Annotated in this window: 25 protein-coding genes; 23 read left to right on the forward strand and 2 right to left on the reverse strand. The window is 44.2% G+C overall.

The window, feature by feature from the left end:
• Positions 1-21: 21 nt before the first annotated feature.
• The 13 genes from NST34_RS09615 (at position 22) to NST34_RS09675 (ending at position 13,971) form a co-directional block, all read left to right on the forward strand.
• Positions 22-678: an RraA family protein gene (locus tag NST34_RS09615; RefSeq protein ID WP_052404229.1), complete on the forward strand. Its 657-nt coding sequence runs from the start codon at positions 22-24 to the stop codon at positions 676-678.
• Positions 679-702: 24 nt separating this feature from the next.
• Positions 703-1,464 carry an SDR family NAD(P)-dependent oxidoreductase gene (locus NST34_RS09620; protein WP_341127643.1) on the forward strand — a complete coding sequence of 254 codons (762 nt, stop codon included), beginning with the start codon at positions 703-705 and terminating at the stop codon, positions 1,462-1,464.
• Positions 1,465-1,485: 21 nt separating this feature from the next.
• Positions 1,486-2,379 carry an SMP-30/gluconolactonase/LRE family protein gene (locus tag NST34_RS09625; RefSeq protein ID WP_081392981.1) on the forward strand — a complete coding sequence of 298 codons (894 nt, stop codon included), beginning with the start codon at positions 1,486-1,488 and terminating at the stop codon, positions 2,377-2,379.
• A 17-nt stretch (positions 2,380-2,396) separates the two neighbouring features.
• Positions 2,397-3,167: an SDR family NAD(P)-dependent oxidoreductase gene (locus NST34_RS09630; protein ID WP_076283235.1), complete on the forward strand. Its 771-nt coding sequence runs from the start codon at positions 2,397-2,399 to the stop codon at positions 3,165-3,167.
• Positions 3,168-3,187: 20 nt separating this feature from the next.
• Positions 3,188-4,087 carry a fumarylacetoacetate hydrolase family protein gene (locus tag NST34_RS09635; protein ID WP_341127644.1) on the forward strand — a complete coding sequence of 300 codons (900 nt, stop codon included), beginning with the start codon at positions 3,188-3,190 and terminating at the stop codon, positions 4,085-4,087.
• 12 nt (positions 4,088-4,099) lie between these two features.
• Positions 4,100-4,939 carry an amidohydrolase family protein gene (locus tag NST34_RS09640; protein ID WP_341127645.1) on the forward strand — a complete coding sequence of 280 codons (840 nt, stop codon included), beginning with the start codon at positions 4,100-4,102 and terminating at the stop codon, positions 4,937-4,939.
• A 50-nt stretch (positions 4,940-4,989) separates the two neighbouring features.
• Positions 4,990-6,759, forward strand: a complete 1,770-nt coding sequence (locus NST34_RS09645; RefSeq protein WP_341127646.1) for an IlvD/Edd family dehydratase — start codon at positions 4,990-4,992, stop codon at positions 6,757-6,759.
• A gap of 986 nt (positions 6,760-7,745) precedes the next feature.
• Positions 7,746-8,762 carry an NAD-dependent epimerase/dehydratase family protein gene (locus NST34_RS09650; protein ID WP_341129526.1) on the forward strand — a complete coding sequence of 339 codons (1,017 nt, stop codon included), beginning with the start codon at positions 7,746-7,748 and terminating at the stop codon, positions 8,760-8,762.
• Positions 8,762-9,832, forward strand: a complete 1,071-nt coding sequence (locus NST34_RS09655; RefSeq protein WP_341127647.1) for a dihydrodipicolinate synthase family protein — start codon at positions 8,762-8,764, stop codon at positions 9,830-9,832. The genes NST34_RS09650 and NST34_RS09655 overlap by 1 nt, the downstream gene beginning before the upstream one ends.
• 126 nt (positions 9,833-9,958) lie before the next feature.
• Complete coding sequence (locus NST34_RS09660; RefSeq protein WP_341127648.1) at positions 9,959-11,140, forward strand: MalY/PatB family protein; 1,182 nt, start codon at positions 9,959-9,961, stop codon at positions 11,138-11,140.
• 117 nt (positions 11,141-11,257) lie between these two features.
• Positions 11,258-11,566 (forward strand): hypothetical protein, encoded by a 309-nt coding sequence (locus NST34_RS09665; RefSeq protein ID WP_076283228.1) that lies wholly within the window; start codon positions 11,258-11,260, stop codon positions 11,564-11,566.
• A gap of 42 nt (positions 11,567-11,608) precedes the next feature.
• Complete coding sequence (locus NST34_RS09670; RefSeq protein ID WP_341127649.1) at positions 11,609-12,559, forward strand: nucleoside hydrolase; 951 nt, start codon at positions 11,609-11,611, stop codon at positions 12,557-12,559.
• Positions 12,560-12,717: 158 nt separating this feature from the next.
• Positions 12,718-13,971 (forward strand): stalk domain-containing protein, encoded by a 1,254-nt coding sequence (locus NST34_RS09675; protein ID WP_149643910.1) that lies wholly within the window; start codon positions 12,718-12,720, stop codon positions 13,969-13,971.
• Between the two features lie 54 nt (positions 13,972-14,025).
• Here the strand turns inward: NST34_RS09675 and NST34_RS09680 are convergent, their stop codons facing one another.
• The gene (locus tag NST34_RS09680; RefSeq protein WP_076283225.1) at positions 14,026-14,574 is read right to left on the reverse strand and encodes a hypothetical protein; all 549 of its coding nucleotides are present in this window, start codon (positions 14,572-14,574) and stop codon (positions 14,026-14,028) included.
• Between the two features lie 129 nt (positions 14,575-14,703).
• Between NST34_RS09680 and NST34_RS09685 the strand changes: the two genes are divergently transcribed.
• The 4 genes from NST34_RS09685 (at position 14,704) to NST34_RS09700 (ending at position 19,619) form a co-directional block, all read left to right on the forward strand.
• On the forward strand, positions 14,704-15,123 hold the full coding sequence (locus NST34_RS09685) for a hypothetical protein (protein WP_179085716.1): 420 nt from the start codon (positions 14,704-14,706) through the stop codon (positions 15,121-15,123).
• A gap of 98 nt (positions 15,124-15,221) precedes the next feature.
• Positions 15,222-16,169 carry a radical SAM protein gene (locus NST34_RS09690; protein WP_341127650.1) on the forward strand — a complete coding sequence of 316 codons (948 nt, stop codon included), beginning with the start codon at positions 15,222-15,224 and terminating at the stop codon, positions 16,167-16,169.
• A 166-nt stretch (positions 16,170-16,335) separates the two neighbouring features.
• A complete protein-coding gene (locus NST34_RS09695; protein WP_341127651.1) occupies positions 16,336-17,370 on the forward strand; it encodes a bile acid:sodium symporter family protein in 1,035 nt (344 codons plus the stop codon).
• 215 nt (positions 17,371-17,585) lie between these two features.
• Complete coding sequence (locus NST34_RS09700; RefSeq protein ID WP_076283221.1) at positions 17,586-19,619, forward strand: methyl-accepting chemotaxis protein; 2,034 nt, start codon at positions 17,586-17,588, stop codon at positions 19,617-19,619.
• 151 nt (positions 19,620-19,770) lie between these two features.
• On the opposite strand, the gene NST34_RS09705 is transcribed toward NST34_RS09700, so the two are convergent.
• On the reverse strand, positions 19,771-21,051 hold the full coding sequence (locus NST34_RS09705; protein WP_341127652.1) for a histidine--tRNA ligase: 1,281 nt from the start codon (positions 21,049-21,051) through the stop codon (positions 19,771-19,773).
• Positions 21,052-21,404: 353 nt separating this feature from the next.
• Between NST34_RS09705 and NST34_RS09710 the strand changes: the two genes are divergently transcribed.
• The 6 genes from NST34_RS09710 (at position 21,405) to NST34_RS09735 (ending at position 26,495) form a co-directional block, all read left to right on the forward strand.
• The gene (locus NST34_RS09710) at positions 21,405-22,058 is read left to right on the forward strand and encodes an HD domain-containing protein (protein ID WP_341127653.1); all 654 of its coding nucleotides are present in this window, start codon (positions 21,405-21,407) and stop codon (positions 22,056-22,058) included.
• Positions 22,059-22,143: 85 nt separating this feature from the next.
• Positions 22,144-23,589: a DEAD/DEAH box helicase gene (locus NST34_RS09715; RefSeq protein ID WP_341127654.1), complete on the forward strand. Its 1,446-nt coding sequence runs from the start codon at positions 22,144-22,146 to the stop codon at positions 23,587-23,589.
• A 727-nt stretch (positions 23,590-24,316) separates the two neighbouring features.
• The gene (locus tag NST34_RS09720; protein ID WP_256721575.1) at positions 24,317-24,742 is read left to right on the forward strand and encodes a glycoside hydrolase family 73 protein; all 426 of its coding nucleotides are present in this window, start codon (positions 24,317-24,319) and stop codon (positions 24,740-24,742) included.
• A 5-nt stretch (positions 24,743-24,747) separates the two neighbouring features.
• Positions 24,748-25,035 (forward strand): hypothetical protein, encoded by a 288-nt coding sequence (locus NST34_RS09725; RefSeq protein WP_076298566.1) that lies wholly within the window; start codon positions 24,748-24,750, stop codon positions 25,033-25,035.
• Positions 25,035-25,475, forward strand: coding sequence for a hypothetical protein (locus tag NST34_RS09730; RefSeq protein ID WP_341127655.1), 441 nt, complete (start codon positions 25,035-25,037; stop codon positions 25,473-25,475). Before NST34_RS09725 ends, NST34_RS09730 begins: the two co-directional genes overlap by 1 nt.
• Before the next feature lie 525 nt (positions 25,476-26,000).
• On the forward strand, positions 26,001-26,495 hold the full coding sequence (locus NST34_RS09735) for a hypothetical protein (RefSeq protein ID WP_341127656.1): 495 nt from the start codon (positions 26,001-26,003) through the stop codon (positions 26,493-26,495).
• The last annotated feature ends 402 nt before the right edge of the window (positions 26,496-26,897 follow it).

A 26,897-nucleotide genomic window follows, 5' to 3' on the forward strand; every position in this document is an offset into this window, starting at 1 on the left:
TTGAGGAGGATGGAATCGCCTATGAAGGATCAGGAATTGTTCGATAGTATGTGTGAAAAGCTCTACTCTGCGGTAATCTCTGATACGTTGGATCAATTGGGCTATCGTAATCAGGTGATGCGTGAAAATATTAACCCGATAGATCCTACCTGGATCGTTGCCGGAAGAGCAAAGACCATTCTGTCTGTGGATATTCATCATTTGCCGGAAGATCCGTACACGAAGGAGATTGAGGCGGTGGACAGCGTTAAGCCCGGTGAGATTGTCATCGGCTGTACGAATGAATCGCGGCAGAACGGACTGTGGGGAGAGCTATTGTCTACGGCTTCCAAAATGAGAGGTGGCCGCGGAGCCATTGTAGATGGACTAATCCGTGATACTGCTAAAATTCTGGAGCTTGGTTTTCCTGTCTTTGCTACCGGGACCAAACCTGTTGATTCTCAAGGGCGTGGAATTGTTATCGACTATGACATTCCGGTGCTATGCGGTGGCGTAATGGTCCATCCCGGAGATGTAATCTTTGGTGATCGTGATGGTATCGTTGTGATTCCGGGCGCCATCATCGATGAAGTGTTCCAATTAGCCATGGATAAGGTGACTCGCGAGAATCATACACGGGATGAACTGCTCGAAGGATATACCTTGCGGCAGGTCTACGATAAATATGGTGTGCTCTGAACAAGGTCCGAGGGAGTGATATACATGAGGCTGGCTGGCAAAAGAGCATTGGTCACAGGTGCAGCAAGAGGGATTGGACTTGGAATCGCCCATCGATTTCTGGAAGAAGGCGCTCAGGTGGTGTTGCTGGACCGAAGTGAGGGTGAGCTTCTTATTGCACTTGAAACCTTGAAGGATTATGGTGAAAAAGCTGCAGTAGAGATATGTGATCTTCGCGATGTCTCACAGTTAGAACAATCTGTTGCCCAAGCCTTTGAAAGGTTCGGTGGGATAGATATTGTAGTGAACAATGCCGGAATCGCCTTTCGTGAACACTTTCTTGACATCTCGGTTGAGCATTGGGATGCAGTATTTGATATCAACGTAAGGGCGGTTTATTTAATAGGTCAGCTTGCAGCGAGACAAATGATTTCTCAGGGTGGCGGAGGCGCCATTATAAATATGAGTTCCAAAAATGGTCTATCAGCAAGCTCGGAGCTCGCGCATTACAATGCTTCTAAGGCTGCTGTTATACTGCTAACCGAATCGATGGCAGTGGAGCTGGCGGCTTATGGGATCCGGGTAAACGCAGTAGCACCGGGATTTGTGGATACACCCCTCGACCGCAAGCTGCGCGAAGCTTCGAAGCTCCCGGCTTATTCGGAGCATACACCGATGAAGCGGGCGGCAACGATAAGGGAAGCTGCCAATGTATTTCTTTTTCTGGCTTCTGATGAAGCCTCCTATGTAACGGGAGAAACCATTCGTGTGGATGGTGGACATTTGGCTAATGGTAGTGAGCTGTAAATAGAAGAAGGAGTGAACGTTTTGGAAATTACAGAAATTCAGGCAGAGTTGATGATTGATGCTCAGGCTGAGCTTGGTGAAGGGCCGCATTGGGATGCCGAATCCAAACAGTTGTACTGGGTGGATGTTACGAGAAGGAAGCTTAGAATATACAACCGGATCACGGGTAATGAAGTAGTCCGCTCCTTCGACCGGATGATCAGCGCAGTGATTCCAACCACTGTGGGAGGACTTGCATTGGCCATGGAGGATGGGGTCTATCTCTCTCAAGCTGAGAATTCTCCTGTCTTATTGACTTCGATAGAAGCAGAGCTACCACTCAACCGATTAAATGATGCCAAATGCGATCGACAAGGCCGACTGTGGGTGGGAACGATAAGCTTGAACAATGATGCGCCGGATTCCGGAGGTTTCTACGTCGTGGAGCCTGATGGTTTCACACACCAATTGTTATCCGGCATCGGCTGCTCGAACGGAATGGCTTGGGACTATTCCCGGAGCAAGATGTATTACATTGATACGCCGACTAGGCAGGTGGATGTATTTGATTACGAGGAAAAGTCTGGAAGGATAAGTAACCGAAGAGTAGCGTTCCGAATTCCTACAACAACTGGCTATCCGGACGGAATGACAATAGATAGTGAAGGCATGCTTTGGGTCGCCCACTGGGGCGGCGGCTGTGTATCACGATGGAACCCGGAGACGGGTGAGCAGCTTGGACTCATTCGAGTTCCAGCACCACTGGTGACCTCGTGTACTTTTGGAGGCAGTGATCTAACGGAACTCTACATTACAACTGCAAGGATAGGGATGCACGAGAAAGAGTTACGTGATTATCCGTTTGCAGGCGGTTTGTTTATGGCTAAGCCCGGGATGACTGGCTTGTTGCCGGGAAACTTTCAGGCTAAGGAGTAGGAAGAGGAGGCAAAGCGATGCGACTCAAAGATAAGATCATCATAATAACCGGAGCTGGCTCGGGAATTGGAAAAAGCACGGCTGCTTTATTCGCTTCAGAAGGAGCGACAGTAATCATTGCCGATGTCCAAGAGGATTCAGGAAAAGCCGCTGTCACTGAAATAGAGGCGACGGGTGGAAATGCGATGTTCATACCCTGTGATGTAACCGATGCTAGCAGTACTACCGTGATGGCTGATCAAGTCTTTAATACTTTTGGACGTATCGATGTGCTCTTTAATAATGCAGGAATCAGTGGCGTGGGTGCGGTACATGAGGTTTCCGAGGAAGTATGGGAGAGGGTCATGCGGGTTAATGTGACGGGTGTGTTCTTAACCTGCAAGGCTGTCCTCCCTTATATGATGAAGACCAAGAAGGGTTCTATCATTAATATGTCCTCTGGCATCGCCGAAATCGGAGTCGCAGAGCGAGCTTCCTACAGTGCTTCTAAGGGAGCTGTTCTATCTTTAACTAAAGCAATGCAGGTTGATTATGCACCTTACGGCATTCGTGTAAATGCGCTGCTACCAGGTACGATTATGACCCCGTTTGTAGAAGGTTATTTGAAGACTTCTCTGGATCCAGAGGCTTCGGTTGCGGCCATTAAGCGTAGACAGCTTAGCGGTGAGCTTGGCAAACCTGAGGATGTGGCACGAGCTGCACTATTTCTAGCTTCCGATGAGTCCGGGTTTGTAATGGGTTCGCCGCTATATGTGGATGGTGGCCTTGTCTTCGGAAAAAATGCATAAAGTGAAGGAGAGTGTAATAGATGAGGCTAGTTACCTTTTTGCAAAAAGAAGATGATCATATGGGCGTTCTAACCGACCATGGTGTGGTGGATATTGAGGCGGCACAGACTGCATTATCCACTCGGACGGAGGTTCCGGTAACGGTTAAGCAATTGCTTGATGGTGGGGAGGATGCACTTAACCAACTGAGGATTTTTGTGAATGAGTTGCCTGAAGGAGAAGTGAATCCATCCTGGCTGAAGCAGGAAGATGAATTAGTATTCGGTCCCTGTGTTACTGATCCTGGAAAAATCATCTGTATTGGCCTTAATTATCGCCGGCATGCGGAAGAGACTGGGATGGCCATTCCCGAATTTCCCATCCTGTTCAATAAATTTAACAATACACTAACAGGACATGGCTCAGAAGTTCCGCTTCCGAGGAACAGCCAGAAGGTAGACTACGAGGCAGAGCTTGGCATCGTCATCGGACGAACCGCGAAATATGTGACGGAGGAAGATGCACTGGATTATGTCTTCGGGTATTGTACGGCTAATGATTTGTCGGCGCGAGATTTACAGATGCGGACGAGTCAATGGCTAGCGGGAAAGTCTTGCGATAAATTTTCACCCATTGGGCCTTACTTAGTCACTGCGGATGAAGTAGGCGATCCCAATCAGCTCGATATTCAGTGCACGGTGAATGGTGAACTGCGTCAGAACTCCAACACTTCGGACATGATTTTTAATTGCAAGCAGATTGTCAGCTATGTATCCCAGTGTATGACGCTTTCGCTGGGGGATATTATCCTGACTGGAACCCCAGAAGGCGTAGTGATGGGTTACCCTCCAGAGGATCAGGTCTATTTGCAAGCTGGTGATGTGGTCACGGTGCAGATTGAGAAGCTTGGTGCCATTACAAATACAATGGTTAGTGAATAGGAGGGAGTAGGGATGATCTTCGATTGTCATACCCATTTGTTTGGACCGGGAATGGTTTCAGGACCTACGGATGAGGCGATCAAACGGGCTTGGGGACCGAATATGAATATCGAAGCAACCCCCGAGCAACATCGTAGTAATTTGGAAGGATTCTCTGGTGCTATCGTATTGGCCATGGCAGCGCATGCAACAGGACTGGTTGTACCGAATGCGTATGTCGCAGATTACTGTCGTACGGATCCAAATCGGTTATTCGGTTTTGCGAGCGTAGATCCCAATCATCTGGATTGTGTTGCTGAATTTGAGACTGCGATCCGTGAGATGGGATTAAAAGGGCTGAAGCTTGCGCCTATCTATCAGAACTTTTATCCTGATGATCCCCGGTATTATGCCCTCTATGCCAAAGCAGAACAGCTAGATGTACCTATTCTTTGGCATCAAGGAACCTCTTTTGTACCGGAGGGTTATCTGGATGCATCAAGGCCGGCGATGCTGGACCCGATTGCCCGTGCTTTTCCGAAGCTAAAGATGATTGTAGCGCATATGGGTCATCCCTGGATTGATGAATGTATTTCATTGGTGCGCAAGCATCCTAATCTATATATGGATGTTTCTGCTTTAGGAAGTAGACCTTGGCAATTTTACAATGCACTGGTGTCTGCGATGGAATATGGGGTTCAAGATAAAATATTGTTTGGGTCGGATTATCCGTTCTTTGGGACACAGAAGATGCTAGAGGCTCTGTACCATATCAATGATCTAGCGGAGGGAACGAAGCTGCCACAAATACCGCAAAAATATATCGAGGACATAATACATCGTCTAACACCGGAAATTCTTGGTTTTATCTGAGGGATTAAGTGCTTGGTCTATAAGCGAGGTTGTTAAAAGGAGATGGGGTCATGGCGGAGTGCAGGGACAGCGAGGAGAGTGTGGCTGAATCCGGTGATAAGTTGAAGAGCGAGGCCTATTTTCAGGAAAAAGATTTATGGGGATTTATCCATCGTTCCTTCACGAAGTCTATGGGGTACACCGAAGAAGATCTCCGCAAGCCAGTGATCGGCATTTGCAACACGTTCAGTGAGCTGAATAAATGCCATTCCCATTTTAATGAATTGGTGGATTATGTGAAGCGTGGTGTTTGGCAGGCAGGGGGAGTGCCGATGGAATTCCCGACGATCTCGATTGGTGAGCCTTATGTGAAGCCTACAACGATGCTGTTGCGTAATTTGATGGCGATGGATACGGAAGAAATGATGAAGGGGCATCCCATTGACGGGGTAGTGCTGCTTGGGGGTTGCGATAAAACGGTACCCGCTCAGCTGATGGCAGCCGCTAGTGCCAATATTCCAGCCATTGTGCTGACAGGTGGCCCTATGCTAAACGGTCGACTGGGCGGCCGTAGCCTTGGAGCGTGCACGGATTGTTATGGCTTTACGCTGGAGCATAAAGCCGGAAATATAAGTGACGAAGAGCTGGCTGTTGCAGAGAATGCAATTTGCCGTAGTGACGGTCACTGCATGGTGATGGGCACAGCAAGCACGATGGCCTCGATCGCCGAAGCGATCGGCATGGCGTTACCGGGCTGTGCGGCTATTCCGGCGCCGGACAGCAGACGCAGGCATATGTCCGAGCGAACGGGCAAGCAGATCGTAGAGCTGGTTCGCCAGGGCATTCGTCCCCGCGAAATCATGACTGCGGCGGCGATAGAGAATGCGATCACAGTTACGATGGCGAGCGGCGGATCGACGAACGCTATCATCCATCTTATAGCGATCTCCCAGCGGCTGGGGATGAAGCTGCCTTTAGAGACATTTGACCGGATCAGTAGTCAGACCCCGTTTATTTTGAACCTGCGTCCTTCGGGCAAATATCAGATGGAGGAGTATTTCGAGGCAGGTGGTGTACCCGCGCTGATGAAGGAGCTGGAGCCGCTGCTGCATGGGGATTGTTTGACTGTAACAGGCAGAACGGTTACAGAAAATCTGGTTCAGGCGGCAACACTTGACGGAGATGTGATTCGTACCTTGGAGGAGCCACTCGACAGCCAAGGTGGAATTGCTGTGTTGCGCGGGAATCTGGCGCCGGATGGGGCGCTGATCAAGCAAACCGCTGTATCCGCTCATCTCAAAAAGCATATCGGACGCGCAGTAGTGTTCGAGAGCCCGGCCGATCTAAATAAGCGGATCGATGATCCTGATCTGGTCGTGGATGAGAACAGTGTGCTAGTGCTTAAAAACGCAGGTCCGAAGGGTGCTCCAGCGATGCCGGAGATCGGGCAAATCCCGATTCCGCAAAAGCTGCTGAAGCAGGGCATACGCGACATGGTCCGCATCTCTGACGCGCGGATTAGCGGTACTTCCTATGGCGCATTAATTGTACATGCGGCGCCGGAAGCTGCTGTTGGTGGTACGCTGGCGCTTGTGCAGGATGGCGACGAAATTGAGCTGGATATTTCCGCGAGGCGCTTGGAGCTGAAGGTGTCGGATGAAGAATTGGCACGACGTAGGGTCTCATGGCAAGCGCCCAAGCCGCACTACGACAGGGGGTATGGCTTGCTGTTTCATGAGCGGGTGCTTCAGGCGAACCTTGGTTGTGACTTTGACTTTCTTCTCCCTGTTGAGCTTAGAGAAGAGTTGCTGAGCGAGAGGGAATCGGTGCACTCGAAATAATAGCCGAGACTGAAATAATCAAATGCTTGTGAAGATAAAATAGCTGCACTTTATACAACTACAGTATATCGTAATCGTCTCATGTGGACTTTAACTGCACTTCATACAGTTAAATCTTATCAAATCGCTGTTTGTAGGCTCATTTTGGATTTTTAATTGCAGATAGTACAACTAAATTGTCATCTACGGGAACAGGAGTTGATATAAGTGTACGAAATACACTTATATCGCACTAATTGTACGAATTGTACGAATTGTACGTATCGCACGTATCGCACGTATCGCACGCATTGCACGAATCGTACGTATTTGCGGCTCCGGAAGTGGCTATCGGAGGAATTGCGACCCTTGTGCAGGATGGCGACGAAATTGAGTTGGATATTTCCGCGAGGCGCTTAGGGCTGTAGGTGTTGGAAGAGAATGAGACCAAGCGTCGGATTACAAGGTAAGCGCCTAAGCTACACTAAGACAAAAGTTAGTATGAGTTTACTAGATTGTTTGACTGAACTGGATAGGCTGGACTGAATTTGGTTTATTGCTTTGAATGATTTGAATGATTTGAATGTGATGATTGCTTTGCTTTGAGTGATTGCATTTTATGCAATAGATTCCGCTCTAGAGAGGCTGGACTTTGATTCTATTGCATTTTGTGCAATGAAATTTCAGATAATCACCACTAAACGAGCTTATAGCGGGAATCTGATGTATGAAGTGCAATAGATTCATTTTTTAGCGATGAATTTGGAAATTCTATTGCACATTCTGCAATCAGGGAGTTAGTTTTCGATTGTAGCAAGCTGGTTTGTGAATGTAGCTAGTTAGCTTTCGATTGTAGTTAGCTTGGTTTCCGATCACAACAAGCTAGTTTCTAATCTCAGCTAGCCTGGTTCCCAATTACAACTAGCATCGTGTCCGATTACACCAAGCTTTGAGGTCATTTGTGGTAAAAGCAACAAACTTGAGTCAATAGAGAGGAGAGTTCAATGATGCGAACCGTTCAAGAGTTGGAGGAGCGCTTGGCAAGTCCATCGGCAGCACTGATTGAGGAACTTAGCCAGCTCGATGGAGATATTATGCTACTAGGCGTGGGGGGCAAGATGGGACCCAGTCTCGCAAGGCTAGCGGTGAATGCAATTCGCCAAGCGGGGCTAAACAAGGAAGTGATCGGCGTATCCCGTTTCTCGAATAAAGAGCTGAGACGTGAGCTTGAAGAGGCCGGGGTCAAGATTATCTCCGCCGATTTGTCTGACGATAAGGCGCTACATTCACTCCCTGAAACCCAAAATATTCTCTATATGGCCGGGAATAAATTCGGCACGACCGGGAATGAGCATTTCACTTGGATGATGAATGCCTATCTGCCGGGCCGCGTTGCGGAACGTTTCCGTAATTCACGAATGGTTGTATTCTCGACAGGCAACGTTTACCCTTTTACTCCGGTCAGCCAAGGAGGCGCAACGGAAAGAACTTCTCCGAACGCGAACGGGGAGTATGGGCAATCCTGTCTGGGCCGGGAGCGTATATTTGAACATTTCTCTCATAAAAATGGAACGCCGATGTTCATTTATCGGCTGAATTACGCCATTGATCTGCGGTATGGTGTGTTACTGGAGCTTGCTCGATCGGTTAGGGAGGGACTTCCCATTGATATCACAATGGGTCATGCCAATGTGATCTGGCAAGGGGATGCGAATGAAATCGCATTGCGAGCACTGCTGCGTTGCAGTTCGCCGCCTAATGTCATGAACATTACTGGGCCTGAGACATTGTCCCTGCGCTGGGCTGCGAATGAATTCGGCCGAAAGTTAGGCATTGAGCCGATTTTTACAGGTGCAGAAGCACCTACTGCACTGCTAAGTAATGCAGCGAAAGCCGCTGCCACCTTTGGCTATCCGCGGGTATCGCTGGCCGAAATGATCGACTGGATTGGCGATTGGGTAGGGCAAGGCGGAGAAACCTGGAATAAACCCACGCATTTTCAGGAGCGGGAGGGCAAATATTAATGACACTGACAAGAGTACCTTTGACTTCGGAATTACATGCCGCGCTTCATGATGGGTTGGCTATTCCCGCACATCCTCTCGCCTTAACTAAAGAGCGCAAGCTGGATGAGCGGCGTCAACGGGCACTTACCCGATATTATGTTGCTTCTGGGGCGGGTGGAGTCGCGGTTGCCGTGCATTCCACTCAATTCGAGATCAGGGATCCAGAAGTAGGGCTGCTGGAACCTGTGTTACGTCTAGCTGCGGAAGAGGTGGAGCTTGCCCAGCTAAATCGGCCATTCATGAAAGTAGCGGGTATTTGCGGTGGGACGGAGCAGGCTGTTCTTGAAGCGCGCCTTGCCGCAAGCTTTGGGTATGAAGCGGGACTGCTTAGCATGGGAGGCCTGCAAACCTTGAGTGAGGAAGAACTGCTAGAACGAACACGCAGAGTGGCAGATGTGATTCCGGTGTTTGGTTTCTACCTTCAGCCGTCGGTGGGAGGACGGATTTTAAGCTTTGATTTTTGGAAGGCATTCGCTGAAATAGAAGGCGTAATCGCCATCAAAATGGCGCCGTTCAATCGTTATCAGACGCTGGATGTAGTCAGAGCTGTGCTTGAATCCAGCCGTAGCGAAGAAATTGCTCTGTACACCGGAAATGATGATAATATTGTCAGCGATCTGCTCACGACCTTCCGATTTATGGTGAACGGCAAGCCCGTTGAGAAAAAAATAGTCGGCGGCCTACTCGGTCACTGGGCAGTCTGGACGAGCAAAGCAGTCCAGCTGCTTAATGAGATTAAAAAGGTCAGAAATGAACCCTCGTTGGCATCCAATTGGTTGACGCTTGGGGCTGAAGTGACGGACAGCAATGCGGCGATATTTGATCCCGCGCATCATTTTCATGGCTGTATCCCGGGTATTCATGAAGTGCTTCGCCAACAAGGATTGCTTGAAGGCTTATGGTGTCTAAATCCGGAGGAACGATTATCCCCGGGGCAAGTGGAGGAAATCAACAGAGTGCGCAGAGACTATCCCCATCTGGTGGATGATGGATTTGTGGCATCGCATTTGGAAGTGTGGCTGCAATAACACGTAGTTGTATAAGAGTTAAGGAGGGCGCACTTTCGACAAGTGCGTTCTTTCTTATCCAGAGTGCGATATCCTCCGCCTCATGATACAATAAGGGACAAGTTTATAAGGATGAGGTGACTTTAATTGAAGTATGATTTCGATCGCGTAATTGACCGCCGTAATACACGTTCTTACAAGTGGGACCAGTCCGAGAAGTTGTTTGGTGAGAAGGATATTATGCCACTTTGGGTGGCAGACATGGATTTTGAAAGTCCTCCTGCAGTGAAGGAAGCGATTCTGCGCCGCGCAGAACAAGGGGTTTACGGATACAGTGTACCTAGTGACTCTTATAAAGAAGCTATCACGTCGTGGTTCAGAAGACGGCATGATTGGGAAATTAAACCGGAATGGATTTCGGATTCTCCCGGAATCGTAACCTCCTTAAGTTTTGCTGTAGAGCTGTTTACCGAGCCAGGGGACGAGGTTATTTTACAGTCGCCAGTCTATTATCCCTTCTATGACGTCATCCAAATGAATGATCGCAAGGTCGCCAAGAATCCGCTTGTTATTCGTAATGGACGCTTCGAGATGGATTATGAGCAATTGGAAGGGCTGATGCAAGGTGGAGCCAAGCTGCTGCTTTTATGCAGTCCGCATAATCCGGGTGGTAGAGTATGGGAAAGAGAAGAGCTGCTGAAGCTTGGTGAGCTCTGTCTGCGTTATGGAGTGACCGTAATCTCTGATGAGATTCATTGTGACTTGGCGCTTCCAGGTTATGAGCATATCCCTTTTGCATCCTTATCTGAGGAAATTGCGAATATTACACTAACCACACTTGCCGCGACCAAAACCTTCAATCTACCGGGGTTACAATCTTCTTTTATCGTGTCTTCCAATCCGGAATTGAAGCTTAAATTTGATCGAAAAATGAAAGCCTTGAGTTTACATATGGCTAGCTACTTCGCCCAAGGTGCAGTAGAAGCTGCCTATAATGATGGTGAAGAATGGTTGGATGAGCTTTTAGAGTACGTGTCAGGCAATGTGGACTATGCGATTAGCTATCTGTCGGAGCATTTGCCGCAGGTCCAAGTGATGCATCCGCAAGGCACATACCTGCTATGGGTTGACTGCCGCAGTCTGAATCTGGATATAGATGGACTTAAACAGCTGATGTACAAAGAGGCTAAAGTTGCTTTTAATGAAGGCTCTGTCTTTGGAACTGAGGGACAAGGTCATCTGCGGATCAATTTGGCTTGTCCTAGATCTATTCTAGTTGAAGCGTTAGAACGCTTTTGCCGAGCAGCTGTAGCTTATACTGCGAAATAAAAGGTATTCCTGAAGCTTGATGATTCCTTCTAAGGGGATCGTCGAGCTTCTTTATTTTGCAAAAAGGTAAAAAGAATAATAAAATGGAGTCCATTACGTCAAGCAGGAGGACTTCAAATGAAATGGGTAGCTCAGCTTCCGTATTATAAGATACAGCGAGAAATTAAGGATGGAGAACAACGAAGTATTACATGCAATCGCTTAATGTATTTGTACAAAGATAGAGTCGTGACTCGTCATCGTGAATTTCCAATAAAAGATATTTTAGATATGTCCTATCGCTCAATGGGAGGTTCAGAGGGGATGTTCTATCTGTACACGAGTAAGGGTGTATATACTTATTTGGTAGAGTGTGATCCTGAAAGCTTTATTCATACTTTTAAAGAACAGCAAATGAATAAAATTGAGCGTACTGGTAGGCCGTGATATGATAATCCATACGATATTATTGGGTGGGAGAGAACATAAATGAGCATAACACGAATTATTATTGATGCAGACACAGGTATTGATGACGCACTGGCAATTCTATATGCATTACGCGCTCCAAACGTAATTGTAGAAGGAATTACAACCGTTTTTGGAAATATTGATGTCGACAAGGCGGCGGACAATTCACTGCGACTGATTGAGCTTGCTAAGCCTGGTTATGAGATTCCTGTAGCTATCGGAGCATCGAAGGCACTTGTTCGTGAGCACTCAGGCTACGCCACTCATGTGCATGGTGAGAACGGTATTGGTAATGTGGAAATTGCTCCATCCAGCCAGCGTCCCATTAGCGAAACTGCATCAGAGTTTATTGTCCGGATGGCTAATGAGAATCCCGGAGAAATTGTATTAGTTACACTGGCACATCTAACCAACCTTTCGATGGCGCTTGATATGGACTCTGGTATTAAGAATACTTTGAAAAAAGTAGTGGTGATGGGCGGTACGATCTTCAATCCTGGCAATAGAACACCGGTTGCAGAAGCGAATATTGCTGGAGACCCTGAAGCTGCAGATCATGTATTTACATCTGGACTTCCCGTTATGATGGTGGGCTTAGACGTTACGCTTAAGACGCGGATTACCCAAGAGCATATCGATTTGTTAAACCGTTTTGGACGTGAAGAGAATAAAGCGATCATTTCGTTTATGGAACAATCGCTCACTCATTATTTTAATTTCTATCGTGAAGCGAACTTTTTGATTAACAGTGCACCGCTGCATGATCCACTCGCGCTTATGGTTGCGCTGCAACCAGATCTAGTAACCTATAAAGAAATGAATGTTCGTGTGGAGCACAAAGGTGAGTTTACATCGGGAATGGTCGTAGCGGATTTGCGGGCTCAGCCAAAAGTGGGTAAACCCATACAAGTTGCTGTGGATGTAGATGTTGAACGAGCAGTGGGAACCTTTTTGAGCGTGTTTATGTAATTTTGTCGACCTCTACTAATATGAAAAATAATTTCGAAGCTCATAGATGACAATCTATTAATTTTACAATTGGATAATCTTTGGTAAAATGGTAGAAGACATATAAAGAGTTTAAGAGATTACACTTCATATTATGGAAGATGGGAGACTTAACAGTCATGAACAAACGGATTGGCAAATTGGTTTTATGTCTGGCGATTTCGCTAGGCGGCACCACGGCATTATTCCAAAACACTACACAAGCAGCCCCCGCAGGTGGAGTTAGTATTGTGCTGGATGGTTATGCACTGCCGTTTCCAGTAGAGCCTGTTGTGATGAACGGAACAACGATGGTTCCATTCCGGGCGATATCAGAAGCGCTGGGGATCAACGTAGAGTGGAATCAAGCGCTTAAGAAAATTACCGCGACCAAGACGGATACAGCGGGTACTAAAGTGGTAACGTTGACCCTTGGTAGTAAAAATGCAGGCGTAAACGGCGAAGTTGTGAAGCTAGGGGTTGCCCCGCAAACGATCCGTAATAACACGATGATTCCACTCAGCTTTTTCGGCCAGCAGTTTGGTGCGGGCGTAGCTTGGGATCAAGCAACCAAAACGGTATCGATCACTTCACCAAAGACGGATATGTATAAGCTGGGCTTTTATGCGCTTAGCTCATACAGTGAAATTTCGTTACTTCCTAGCTTCGATGCTGTAGCTTTTGGGTGGAGCGGGATTGATAAAAGTGGACAATTCACCACGACAGGCACTGACTTTAGATGGCCTCAAGCAGCTGGGGATGTAACCCCAGAGTCTATTATCTCGAATGCAGCAGCAGGTGGCACAGCGCCTTATCTGATGGTCTTTTCTGGTGACACTGCAGCGGAGCTCACGAAGAATCTGGAAGATAAAGCGCTTCAAGAGCAGACGATTACAGGAATCGTTGATCTGGCTACACAAAAGGGATTCCAAGGTATCACACTGGATCTCGAAGGACTGGGTCTAACGGGAGATAAAGCAAAGGTGCAAGCCGATTACAATGCTTTTGTGAAGAATTTGTCTCAAAAAGCACATGCAGCAGGTCTTAAGCTCACGGTTATTCTTCATCCATTAAACAGCTCTTATAAAGGTTATGATTACAAGACGCTGGGAAGCCTCGCAGACGATTTGGTCATTATGGCTTATGATTATTTGCAAGAGAAAAAAATTCCAGAGCCGATGAGTTTAGTTGATGAAGGCATCCGGCTTGCACTTCAGCAAGTGAGTAAGGATAAGCTGATTCTCGGTATTTCCGTATACAGTGAGAATGAAACATCAGTAAATTCCAAGGTTGGACTTGCAAAACGTTACGGTCTTAAAGGGATTGCAATCTGGCGTGTGGGCTTGATTGGACAGCCTGTCTGGAATGAGATGGGCAAGTCGGTGGAGTTGTAGGCGGGATTATGATACGTTATCAAAAGAAAAGGGCTGCCATTTGGCAGCCTTTTTTTATTCATATGTACCATTCTTGATGGACTCGATAGTAGTGAACATCCCTGAGTATACATTTTTAATGTTGGGTTCGTTTACTTTGCCGTTGTAAAGCCCGTATTCCCAAGATCTAAATTTTTCACCATTATGGAAATAGCCTGTGACATACATATCATTATTAAAATTTATTAAAGAATAGTGCTCATACGATACGTCTTCAAGAACAAACGGCATAAATGATTTCGTAGCTCCAATAAAGAAGAAAGGAACACCTGCATTTGTGTATACTTTAACATACTTGTTGTCGTCCGCTTCTTTCAGATGCTCTTTCGTAATAACTACAGCATCATATTGGGAGGAGAGCTTTGAATATTCTTCTAACTCCTCAAAAGAAATACTTGTGAAGTGCACATGTTCTTCTCTTATTTTAGGGACCGCGCCAACAACACCTATAAATAAGCTTTTCCCTGAGTACAGCGGTGTATCAACCGTATCGGCATTAGATGTACAGCCTGTAACAAATATGAATATTAGTATTATGAGTGAGTTTAGGATGATTTTCCTCATCTTTTGGCTCCTTTCAAGAGTTCTACATGAGTTGTGTTTGCTTACAATAAAGCATTATACTGGAAATTAATGGTTCAGACCAGTAAATGGGTCATGGAATTCGAAAGAAGCCTGATTCAGAGGAGGGTTATGTTGCATCCAATTACAGCAATAGAAATCATATTTTTGGTTGTTTTTGTCCTCATTATATTTGGAGTAGCCTTGTTTTTACCCCGTAAGATTAGGAGGTCTGGTTTAATTATAGTATCTTCAATAACTGTACTTTTGCTTTTATCCTTCGCTATTCGCCCCTACTGGATTGATTATCAAGTATCCCGAAAAACAGAACAACTCAATCACTATTTGGAGGAGAAATACCCTAATCAAGAATGGGAAATTAGTCGACAAGTAGGTAGACAATATAATCCATATCATTTACAAGTTAGATTTAAAAACGAAGAAGGTTGGATTTATATTTATTCAGTAGTAAATGAGAAGAAAATTCACCAGAGCGTTTGGGTACCATCAGGTGGTAACTCCTCTGATTTAGGGAAACATTATGAAAAATAACTGTTATATACCTCACATTAACCTAAGCCATAAACCTTTATAATCTCTAAGATTGAACCCTTGAATCAAATCATTATTTTTCAGGAGGACTTTAGAGAATGATATATAAAGCATTGGAACTAGACAAACCGCTTACTTATGAGCTGGAAGGCTTAGAAATAGGAGTTACCTCGAACTGTAATTTTCGCTGCGATTATTGTTGTGCGTATAATAGAAATGATGGACAAAGCATCAAGGCTAAAGAGGTTATCCGAATTCTTGAAGAGCTTCCTGGTCTGAAAAGAGTACGCTTGTCAGGTGGCGAGGTCACATTAAAGTTCGATGACTGTGTGGAGATTGTAAACTACTGCTCATCCAGAGGGATTCAGACACAGCTCAATTCGAACGGCAGTCTTTTAAATGCTGAACGGATTGATCAATTGGTCGCGGCAGGATTAACGACGATACATATTTCCTTCAATTTTACTACAGCGGACGCATTCTCTCGTTATTATAATATTCATCCAAGCATCTACGAGAAAATTAGAGAGAACATTACTATGTTCGCGGCAACTAGTGTAGATACGGTGCTGGAAACGCTGTTGTTCAGCGAAACTCAGGATAATATGAAGGAAATTAGTGATCACGTATATGCGATGGGTGTCAGAACACATGAGATTCAGAACAGTATTATCATGGATCATACGGGTTGGAAGTCTATAGCTGCCCGTGAACAATTAAAGAATGCTGTGAGTGAACTGATCGCTATGAAGAAAGAGGATACGACCCTGTATTTCACTTGCATGGACCGGTTTATGGATGCGCTTGGGTTCGAGGAGCAACCGGGCGTTTATTTTCCACACTGCATAGAGGGCAAGAAACAGCTTCATCTACATGGCAATGGAGACATCCTGATCTCTGAATTATGTCATCCCGTTATTATTGGCAACATTTATCAGGGAACCTCACTGAAGGACTTATATAGTAACATGCCAGCGCCTTTGGCTCAGTTCCTGGATAAACTGCCATGCCCAGCACTGGACGCATTGTTTCCGCAAGGGGTTTAAATCGTTAAGCATTGCTATAAAATTACGACATGGAGCCAATTTAATGAATTGGTTCCTTTTTTGTGTAGTAGATTAATGGAAAGTCCTGTATGATTTCTGTAAGCTTATAGAGACTGCTATAACTTAAATTTGCGGATAAGGAATGTATGACATCCATACATAAGGTATGCGACACATGCTTACGAATATAAGAAATGGACTCATCAAATCCAATGTTGTTCTCGAAAAAATCATGCCACTATTAACACCTACTGCCATCGTGGTTGGTGTGCTTAATGAAAGCAGACTGCTACCATTCACAGGTCTCGTCCCATGGATATTCGCTTTTATGACATTGATCGGAAGCTTGAAATCCAATCTCAAAGATCTGCTGGGCGTACTGCTGAAACCACAGAAGTTGATCGTGTTGATGATTATTCTTCATATCGTGATGCCGCTCATTGGCTGGCTCGTTGCAAGTGCTGTTTTTCCGGGAGATCCTTACACAGTGACAGGATTTGTACTGTTGTTTGCGATCCCAACGGGTGTCGTTAGCGTGGTGTGGGTATCCATATACGGCGGGAACATTGCACTAACTTTGGCACTTATTCTAATCGATACGCTCTTGTCACCGATTGTCGTTCCGGGTACCTTGTATTTGCTCATGGGAGCGAGTGTGGAGATTCAGCTTGGGGAAATGATGAAAGGACTCCTATGGATGGTTGTCATTCCTTCGGTAGTCGGGATGCTTCTGAATCAATGGACAAAAGGCAAGGTGAATACGGTATGTGGACCTCCGCTTTCCCCATTTGTAAAGGTTGGGTTGTTCATGGTTGTTTCTATTAATGGTGCTAGCATTGCCCGTTATCTGAAACACCCGGATAGTAAATTAGCGATTATTATTGGCGTAACCTTCGTAACCGTAGTTCTCGGATATGTAATCGGAGCATTGGTATCGCGCCGTTTCCGCTTTAGCTACGAAGATTCTGTGGCCGTACAATTTAATTCCGGCATGCGTAATTTAAGCGCGGGAGCTGTGCTCGCAGTAAAATATTTTCCTCCGGCTGTTGCACTCCCTGTGATTTCAGGAATGTTATTCCAGCAAATTCTCGCTGCAATGTCTGGTCTGTTTTTACGTAGCAGAACTAAACACCCTTTAACAGATGGTGCAATTACGCAAGTTTCCTCAGCATCCCAGTCAGAACCGCCTATTTCATCTTAGAAATAAAACAGGTCTTAATAACTAGTATAAAGAAGATGACCGAACTAGTAGAACTAGTTTTTTCTGCATTTATATGCAAAAATTCGACATTTTTTGATATTTTCCGTATTTTCGCTTCGTCAATATTCACTAATTTATCATCATATCCGATAGTAGTTGTATTATTTACAATTGCATTGTTCTCTAATGAACAGTAGTCGGAAGGATGAGGGAAAATGAAGATTCGTCTTAAACTATCACTTATGATGATAGGTGTGACCCTATTATGTATTGCAGTAATGGGGGTTTTTACATATTTAAGGTCAACTCAGGCCATTGTGAGCCTTACTGAGAATTCTATGAAGCAGGTCAATACGAATAAAGCTCAGACCATATCGGCTATGATTTCGAAGGAGCAGAGAAGTATTGAACTTATTGCAGGAAGGTCAGAAATTGTCGAATTATTACTCCAAGCAGGGAATGGTGGCGTCGCCAAGGGGAGTAAGCTACAGAATGAGGTAAATATCAGCCTTCAGGGAATTGTGAAGGATGCTGGGAACCTCGAACATGCTTTTGTCAGTGATATGAATGGCATCGCTGTGGCTGACAGTGATATTAAGCTTATAGGTACGGATTTCAGTGATAGAAATTATACGAAGAAAGTTATGGAGACTGCGGCGCCGGTAATTAGCGAAACACTGAAATCGAAATCTACTGGGGCTTATGTGGTAGGATTTGTACATCCGGTTAAGAGTAACGGGAAGATGATTGGATATGTAGCTTCAGCGGTTTCCGCAGATAGTATGATTAAGTATTTAGCAGATGCAAAAGTAGTAAATACAACGACTTCGTATGCTTATCTTCTCGATGAGAATGGGAATACACTGTATCATCCGGATAAGAAGCAAGTAGGACAACCTGTTGCCAATGATCAGATCATGGCTGTGGTAAAGCGTGTGAAATCTGGTGAAAAAGTAGAAGATAGCCTGCTTAGCTATACATATAATGATGTGGATAAAAAATCAGCCTATACCGTTATGCCTGAGACCCACTGGTTGCTTGGGATAACCGCAAATTTAGATGAAATTGTAAAACCTGTGAATGAGATGAGAAGCTTTAATCTGTTTCTGGGTGCAGGAAGTTTGATTATTGCATTGTTGATTGCTTTATATTTTGCCCAAAAAATCTCTTCACCGATTGCTAAACTGACAGAGTTGATAAATAGAACGGCAGAGCTGAATCTGACGTATGACTCCCAGTACGAGTATCTGACGAAAAACAAAGATGAAACAGGTACGATAGCCATAGCGATGCTCCGAACACGGGTTATTCTTCGTGATATGGCGGGTAGTCTAATCATGATCTCGACCAAGGTGCTTGATAATGCGGAGACTCTTGAAAAGCTGTCTATAGATGTACGGGAGAATGCTCATGATAATTCGGCAACAACACAGCAGCTATCGGCAGGGATGGAGGAGACAGCAGCTTCAACACAAGAGATGACGGCAGCGATAACTGAAATTGATATTAATGTGTCCGAGATCTCCAGTAATGTGAAGGAAGGCGCTGAAGTTTCCAAGCAGATCAGTGAGCGGGCGATGGTGTTACAAGATGAGGCGATAGAGTCTACGGATAATGCGAAGCGAGTGTATGAATCTGTTCGTATCGATATGGAAAAAGCAATTGAACAGTCGAATGCGATCTCAGAGATTAATGTACTGGCGGATACGATTCTATCGATTACTAGTCAGACCAATCTGCTTGCTTTGAATGCAGCGATCGAAGCGGCTAGAGCAGGTGAGGCAGGTAGAGGATTTGCTGTTGTAGCTGGTGAAATCCGCAAGTTGGCTGAGAAATCGTCAGAGACTGCGGCTGGGATTCAAGGAGTCGTTTCAGGAGTTTATGCTTCTGTTGAACTAATGAAGGAAAATTCAGAGGCGTTACTAGCTTTTATTGACCAGAATGTTCTTGGAGACTATGAGCGGTTAACGGAGGTAAGTCAGCAATATAACAGAGATGCTACAACAGTGAATTTGCTGATGAATCAATTTGAGACCGCGGCTGATCATCTAAGTATGGCCGTTTCTAGTATTTCTATAGCGGTCAATGAAGTGGCTGCTACAGTAAATGAGGGGGCTATTGGGATTCAGGATATTGCGGTGAAGACGGCTGATATCGTTGAGAAGACATTCCATGAAGTTACGGTGGCTGACGAGAATACCCAAAGTGCCAAGGAGCTACAAGGGCTGGTAGATCGGTTTAAGATCTAAGTAGGATTAAGGGAATCTTTATCCGTCATTCATAAAATATTAAGCTTGCAAGGTTATAGTACATATATAAGCTCCCTTAAATATAAACTTTGCCCCGCCGGTCGTCGGCGGGGTCTTTTTTTTATGTGAATCTTTTTAAGCGAATACCAGCTTAGCCAGTGATGAGGTAAATAGCTTCATCCAGCGGAACGATAACCTCTGTTTGTTCCACCATATCTTTCAAACGTACCTTATCAACACTTGATTCGCTTTCACCGATCAGTATAACGTAACGGATGTTTTTGGATGAAGCTGTGGCGAGCTGCTTTTTTAATTTTCTTTTACCGGATACGAGAGTCGTTCTTATAGAACAGGCACGCAGCTCGGCTGCTGCAATCAAAGCTTGTGGTAGTGTCTCACCAATGGGAATGACCATAACATTTGCTGCTTTATTTTCTTGGATAGGTCGTTCTGCTAGGAGTGCCATGATTGACTCCATACCAAAAGACAACCCCACCGTAGGATATTGAATATCTTCTCTGCCCACTAGCTGTCCGATAATCGCGTCGTATCTGCCTCCGCCACCCAAGCTTGAGGCAAAGGAACCAGATGCATCAAAGATCTCGTAAACTGTTCCTGTGTAGAATGAAAGACCTCGGGATAAGAAAGGATCGAAGCGGCAAGTCTCCTGTAGTCCAATGTCTTGGATTAGATTTTGTAGGATGAGAACCTCTGACGCACCCGGTTGTGTTGTGAGATTGTATTTGTCGCATAACTGCTCAAAGCTTGGATTGTCCATTTCGATAAGCGCTAGAATCGCTGCGATGGTTGCACGTTCTAGCCCCTTGCTAATGAACTCGTTCTCCACTCCACTAATGTTGATTTTCTCAAGTTTATCAAGGGTAAGCATAACGGATAGTTGCTCTTCCGCAGGTACGCCGATGGATTCTAGAATCTCACCGAGAAAACGTCGATTGTTCCATTTTAGAATGATAGGAATATCCAGCTTGCGGAACGCTTCGGTAGCCAGTTGCATTAGCTCAGCTTCAGCCTCAGGGCCGGAAATGCCGACCACATCGACATCACATTGCAGGAATTCACGCAGACGCCCACGTTTTACGGGTCCATCTCGGAACACTTTTCCGATCTCATACCGCTTGAAGGGGAACTCTATCCCTGGATTTAAAGCGATCACTTTGGCAAAAGGAATCGTCAGATCATAACGCAATCCCAATTTGCGGTTGCCCTGATCCGTGAGTTGGTACATTTCCTTGAGAATTTCGTCCCCGCCTGCATATTTTGAGGTTAATAACTCCAATTCATTTAATAATGTCGTATCCATCGATTCAAAATCATAGAGCTCGAACAAGTCCTGCAGCGTATTTTGAATGTTCTTTCTGAGCGCTTGCTCTTGACCGAAGTAATCATAAGTTCCTTTAATGTTTTGCATCATTAGTAGCTCCTTTGAATTGGCATAGTTTAGAAAATAAAAAAACGCGCAGGACCTCTTGGTCCTGCGCGTGATCTATGCCGCAGGGAGGCCAACGCGAGTAGCGTTAGCCTCCCTGAAAATATTCAGGAGTGCTAACGCTGTTTGTGATAATAATGAAGTTGATTCAGCATGATTGTATTTGTATTCATCAGAACCAATTCCCTTCGAAATTTTGATTACTGCCGATTATAGCGGATCATTTGGAGTCGTGCAAGCAAGAATTTATAATTGGTTCGATTTCTTGTGGGCGAATGGACAAGTTATCAGCTATAATAGGGCTTCGATATTCCTTAAGGAAAGGGAGTTTTTCTACGATGAATGAATCTTTAATTATAGTTCGAACCGAAGATTTTGTTAAAGAACAACTTGGACAAGATACTACGGGTCATGACTGGTGGCATTGCGATAGAGTGCGCAACACCGCCGCTGAAATTGCCAAGATCGAGAGCGCAGATGTATTTGTTTGCACGATGGCCGCCTTGCTGCATGATGTTGCTGACGAGAAGCTTAATCCGTCTAAAGAAGAAGGTTTGCTTAAAGTACGTACCTGGCTTTCTTCAAACCTTACAGATGAGCAACAAATTAATCATATTATGATGATTATTGAGACGATGTCCTTTAGTGGTGGCGGGGGAGAACCGATGCAGACGCTTGAAGGCCAAGTGGTTCAAGATGCCGATCGACTTGATGCGCTTGGTGCGATTGGCATTGCCAGAACCTTTATTTTCTCAGGGGCGAAAGGTCGTCCAGCTTATGATCCAGAAGTGTCTCCAAGAGATGAATCGCTTCAAAAGGAGTACAGGGATTACAGCAAAGGAACGGCTATCAATCATTTTTATGAGAAGTTATTAAAATTAAAATTCCTGATGAATACAACCTATGGACGCAAGTTAGCAGAAGAACGGCATGATTTTATGCTTAATTATCTGGACCAGTTCTATAAGGAATGGAATCAAGGGAGCCAATAGCTGTTATAATGATAAGTATGCATAAGATGAAGGATCGCGGAGTTTCCGCTTTAACCAGAACAATCGGCATAGAAGAGGTTGAACGATGAGTGAATTGCAATTTAGAGATTATGAGTTAAACGAAGACATTATTAAAGCGCTGGATGTCCTGAAATATGAGACGCCAACAGAAGTTCAAAGCAAAGTGATCCCTGTAGCTCTTCAGCAAAAGGATCTGATCGTTAAATCGCAAACGGGTAGCGGAAAGACGGCAGCTTACGGAATCCCCGTCTGTGATTTGGTGGATTGGGTGGAGAATAAGCCGCAGGCTTTGATTCTTACGCCTACTCGGGAGCTTGCCATGCAAGTGAAAGAGGATATCACCAACATTGGACGATTTAAACGGGTTAAGGCCGTGGCTCTTTTCGGTAAGCAGCCTTTTGCTCCACAAAAAATTGAACTTACTCAAAAAACACATGTTGTCGTAGGTACGCCTGGACGTGTGTTCGACCATATTGAAAGAGGTACGCTTCCGCTAAATCGGATCAAGTATTTGATTATCGATGAAGCAGACGAAATGCTGAGCATGGGGTTCATTGAGCAGATCGAAAAGATCATTAAGCAGCTGCCAAAAGAACGAGTGACTTGTGTTTTCTCCGCTACATTACCGGAAGTGATTAAGAATTTGTGCCGGAAATATATGAGCGATCCAACGGAAATTGAGATACAAGCAAGTGGAATTACAACCGCTACAATTGAACATGCGTTGATCGAAGTGAGACAAGCTGCCAAGTTCTCGCTACTGAGCGATATTATTACGGTGGAGAATCCGGATAGCTGTATTATCTTTTGCCGTACACAAGAACAGGTGAATGCGGTATTTAGAGGGCTGGCTGATTTGGAATATCCCTGTGATAAGATCCACGGGGGAATGGAGCAGGACGAGCGCTTTGAGGTCATGAATGCTTTTAAAAGAGGGCAGTTCCGTTATCTAATCGCTACCGATGTAGCGGCAAGAGGCATTGATATCGAGAACATCACTCACGTGATTAATTACGATATTCCGCTGGAAAAAGAAAGCTACGTGCACCGTACAGGCAGAACCGCTCGTGCAGGTAAGACAGGCAAAGCGATCACTTTTGTCACTCCAAATGAGCAAAAGTGGGTCAAGGAGATCGAAGGTTATATTGGCTTCAGTATCCCACCTATGAAAGCTCCTTCGGACGATGCTGTTACTTACGCGAAGGAAGCGTTCGAGCAGAAAATTAACAAGCAGCCTGTCCGCAAGAAGGACAAAAGCGAAAGCTTGAACAAAGAGATCATGAAGCTGTACTTCAACGGCGGCAAGAAAAAGAAGCTAAGAGCCGTGGACTTTGTCGGCACAATCGCAAAGCTTGAGGGTATATCTGCAGAAGATATCGGTATTATCTCGATTCAGGACAATGTGACCTACGTGGATATTTTGAACGGTAAAGGTGCAATGGTACTGCAAGCGATGAGAGAGACGACGGTGAAGGGCAAGCAGCTTAAAGTGCATATTGCGAAGAAATAAGTACGTGAACAGCAGTTTATCGCTAATCACCATTCATAAGTGCCGCTATTGATGCGGTTTAATTAAGAGGGAGTCGTGTTCTTTACGCGGCTCCTTTTTTATTTGTTTTTTACAGATTGAAAATAGAGGATTAATCTATCGGTATTCAGAACTGTTACTAAATAAAGAGGTGGTATAGTGAAAAGTGAATTTAAGAACATTAGGATTAAAGCGATTCTGCAAGTTCTAATTGTTGTATTTTTGCATTTTATAACTATCTATTTTTTGAAGCTGAAAACTGAAGATTGGGATGAAGAAATAGTAAACCAGATGTTCTTAATGTATTCAGCACCAATATTTCTTACATATATTTCTTGCATGAGGGCTTTAAAGACGAGGAAGCTAAGGTAAAATATTGCATGATTAGTTATCAGTACTTTACCTAGCATGAGAATTCTATTTTACTTAAAAGAATATCAAGGGAAAAAATCTGCAAATCCTGGTTTCGTTGAATTTGATATTCCTCAGATAGAGCTTATTTATCTATTTCCTGTTAGTTACTTGGGTATCCAACTAATTTTAATATTTTTAATGTTGATAGGGAAAACCTCCCTATAAATCGCCTGAAATCGGCTGTTATGAGCTAATTAGGTGAATTTAAAGGGAGAAATTCCCTAATTGTTGAAATCAGGACCGTAATATCGATGAAATTGGGGAGGATTTCCCTAAATTTCATTCCCACGAATCCATAGGAAAAAACGCAGTATGCAATTATAATTTGTTTGGTATTAAAGCGAATAAATCATATAAAGGTGATTATTGCTTGGCAAGAACACATGAAGAAGTGGATGGCGTACGTGTGCCCACGACTTCAAAATTCCGGAGCTACTCTAGCGTAGCAGGATCTTTTGCTGACCATTCGGATTTCCTACTTAAAAACAGCCGTTATCGTTTCGCATTATCCAAAGAAAATCCTTATGAGTTTGCTAACGAACTCCAAAGAGCTGGTTATGCGACGGATAGTCAGTATGCCAACAAACTGAAATCGATTATCCGAAAACAAAACTTAGCTTCGCTAGATATGAATCAAGGGATTGACCCCGCAACGGCCAACCCTTTACTGATATCGGGTTTGTTGGAGGAGGCAGTGGGGACGGTGGGGCTGGTAGTTTAATTACTGTGACCTTTGGGATTAGTCAATATTATGGTGGGCCGGCAGTTAAAACCCATCAAGAAAAACGTATGGACGGTAAGTATTATACCGTTTATGAAACCATAAACGATCCCACAACCGGAAACCCAATAATTAATTTTGAAAATTACGATCGTGTGGTACTCTCATCTGAAGCGCAAGCTCCAATCATTGAGATAAAAGACATCCCAGAAGCAATTAGAGTAACCATTTATGCACCCAATGAACGAGAATTTTATGTGATGAACGTAGACTATATAAAGGGGACCTATTAATGAATACACAATTGGTTAATCTGCAGTTCAGTGATACTTACCTCATGGTCAATTTCGAGATTACTTTCCAAGAAATTCAATCCTGGTTGTCTATGGCCGGCCACAACATGGATGATGCATCCCTTTTTCGAGCTTTGTTATTCCCAGAATCATTAGATTCGGACCAACAGACCGAGTTGTGCTGGATTATCCTACACAGATACGAGGATGTTTTCTTTCAAACCAATCGCAACTGGACGGATCCGGAACATCCAGCAACAATGAACAGCGTGCATCAGTTATTGCTTCGCATGATGAACAGCCGCACACTTAATGGTGAAGATAATACGAAGCTGGACCTTTACTTACTCTTGCAGGAAGACCGTCAAGCTGATACACCGTTATATCCTACGCTACATCATCTGTTTGATGTGAAGTGGGGCAGTTCCGCTTCCGCGTAGTGTAGCAATTTGAAATAGCGTTTAATCCTAATAGCAGAAAGAATTTAATTACACCGCCTTCGAAAGAAGGCTTTTTTTGTTAGTCGATACCTTTCAATAAAATAGTGGAATATTAAAATACGCTCTTTTAGTCGGTATGGTATCAACGGAACTAAATGATATATCAAGCGTGATTGTAAATAAAAGGAGTGATTTAATGAGTTATTTTATCGAGTTTTTAAGAACCTTATTTCCTGATTCAACACCCGCTGCAATATCAATTATAGTACAGTATTAGTTTTTTGGATGTATAAGGAGCTAAGAAGCAACTTTCGTGAAAACAGTAAATCTAATCAATAACGGGTAGATAAGGCTCTTGATATCTACTCTGACATTGAATTTGAAATATATAAATACCTCAATGAAAAAAGTGACCTTTTTACAGTAGCTGAAAAGATATCTAAAGCCTCTTCGCTCCTTCCTTATGATTTACTAAAATTATTCATTAAGTTTAAAGAGACAACTAATGAGTCTTTAAAAAGGGAGATGTTGCTTGAATTACATAAAGATATAGAAAAGGAAATCTATAGTTTGAAATTTAAACAAGTTGATCCAGTAACATTCAAGAGTGATAAAAATATAGCCGCAAGTGTTGAATACTACATAAAAACGAAGATTGCACCTTTTGGAATTCCTTTTATTTATACCTACTTTAATTTTGTATTTTTGTTATTACTTATACTGCTCATCGCTTTAATTGATAGCGCCGCGACAGTAACGGAACAAATTTTCTTGATTTCCTTGATTTTCGCTTCATTGTCCTACCTTATGGTTCTATATAATATTATTTCTGAAGATTTTCTTAAAAGACGATTCCAACGCTCCTATATAAACTGGATTTTATTGTTAATATTTGCACTTGGGATGCCATCATTGATGGTTTTTACTGACGCATGGTTCAGAGGCATCCTCGTCTTTGTAATGATATTTATTTATGGTTATTATGCAGGACGAAAGTGTATGAGAGAACGTGCTGTATAAATGGTCCCCGCAATCTGCTTAATAACAACCATACAACTGATGTGAATTATGTTATGGTTCATTCACTTAGAGCTTGGAACAGATGTACCGCGGTGAAGATAAATCAGGGTGAACCGTACCATAAGTGACTGCAAGTTTTATCGGGAAATCTGGAAGTAGGCTTGGTAGGGCGCTTTGCAGGGTATGGGTTTGGGATTGGCTACGTATTAGGCAAGTCGGAAACAACAGGCTGTTGAGAGCTTTTTTGGTTCACAGAAGGATGAGTCATCTGGCTCCCTATATGTATTAAAGTTTGCTTGAATCAGTTTTAGGCTTACAGGAAGTTGTGTTTAAATATAATCATATTTTACCATGTTAGTTCATATCAAGTGTTATACTGTACAGTTATGAATAAGAACGGAA

Origin of the sequence: Paenibacillus sp. FSL H7-0714 (genome assembly GCF_038003765.1) — a bacterium.
In the GTDB taxonomy this organism is placed as follows: domain Bacteria; phylum Bacillota; class Bacilli; order Paenibacillales; family Paenibacillaceae; genus Paenibacillus_AQ.

Bases quoted from the DNA above. Each gene is read 5' to 3' on its own strand.
- NST34_RS09615 (WP_052404229.1), top strand. From the start codon at position 22: ATGAAGGATCAGGAATTGTTCGATAGTATGTGTGAAAAGCTCTACTCT.
- NST34_RS09620 (WP_341127643.1), top strand. From the start codon at position 703: ATGAGGCTGGCTGGCAAAAGAGCATTGGTCACAGGTGCAGCAAGAGGG.
- NST34_RS09630 (WP_076283235.1), top strand. From the start codon at position 2,397: ATGCGACTCAAAGATAAGATCATCATAATAACCGGAGCTGGCTCGGGA.
- NST34_RS09635 (WP_341127644.1), top strand. From the start codon at position 3,188: ATGAGGCTAGTTACCTTTTTGCAAAAAGAAGATGATCATATGGGCGTT.
- NST34_RS09640 (WP_341127645.1), top strand. From the start codon at position 4,100: ATGATCTTCGATTGTCATACCCATTTGTTTGGACCGGGAATGGTTTCA.
- NST34_RS09645 (WP_341127646.1), top strand. From the start codon at position 4,990: ATGGCGGAGTGCAGGGACAGCGAGGAGAGTGTGGCTGAATCCGGTGAT.
- NST34_RS09650 (WP_341129526.1), top strand. From the start codon at position 7,746: ATGCGAACCGTTCAAGAGTTGGAGGAGCGCTTGGCAAGTCCATCGGCA.
- NST34_RS09655 (WP_341127647.1), top strand. From the start codon at position 8,762: ATGACACTGACAAGAGTACCTTTGACTTCGGAATTACATGCCGCGCTT.
- NST34_RS09665 (WP_076283228.1), top strand. From the start codon at position 11,258: ATGAAATGGGTAGCTCAGCTTCCGTATTATAAGATACAGCGAGAAATT.
- NST34_RS09670 (WP_341127649.1), top strand. From the start codon at position 11,609: ATGAGCATAACACGAATTATTATTGATGCAGACACAGGTATTGATGAC.
- NST34_RS09675 (WP_149643910.1), top strand. From the start codon at position 12,718: ATGAACAAACGGATTGGCAAATTGGTTTTATGTCTGGCGATTTCGCTA.
- NST34_RS09680 (WP_076283225.1), bottom strand. From the start codon at position 14,574: ATGAGGAAAATCATCCTAAACTCACTCATAATACTAATATTCATATTT.
- NST34_RS09685 (WP_179085716.1), top strand. From the start codon at position 14,704: ATGTTGCATCCAATTACAGCAATAGAAATCATATTTTTGGTTGTTTTT.
- NST34_RS09690 (WP_341127650.1), top strand. From the start codon at position 15,222: ATGATATATAAAGCATTGGAACTAGACAAACCGCTTACTTATGAGCTG.
- NST34_RS09695 (WP_341127651.1), top strand. From the start codon at position 16,336: ATGCGACACATGCTTACGAATATAAGAAATGGACTCATCAAATCCAAT.
- NST34_RS09700 (WP_076283221.1), top strand. From the start codon at position 17,586: ATGAAGATTCGTCTTAAACTATCACTTATGATGATAGGTGTGACCCTA.
- NST34_RS09705 (WP_341127652.1), bottom strand. From the start codon at position 21,051: ATGATGCAAAACATTAAAGGAACTTATGATTACTTCGGTCAAGAGCAA.
- NST34_RS09710 (WP_341127653.1), top strand. From the start codon at position 21,405: ATGAATGAATCTTTAATTATAGTTCGAACCGAAGATTTTGTTAAAGAA.
- NST34_RS09715 (WP_341127654.1), top strand. From the start codon at position 22,144: ATGAGTGAATTGCAATTTAGAGATTATGAGTTAAACGAAGACATTATT.
- NST34_RS09730 (WP_341127655.1), top strand. From the start codon at position 25,035: ATGAATACACAATTGGTTAATCTGCAGTTCAGTGATACTTACCTCATG.
- NST34_RS09735 (WP_341127656.1), top strand. From the start codon at position 26,001: ATGTTGCTTGAATTACATAAAGATATAGAAAAGGAAATCTATAGTTTG.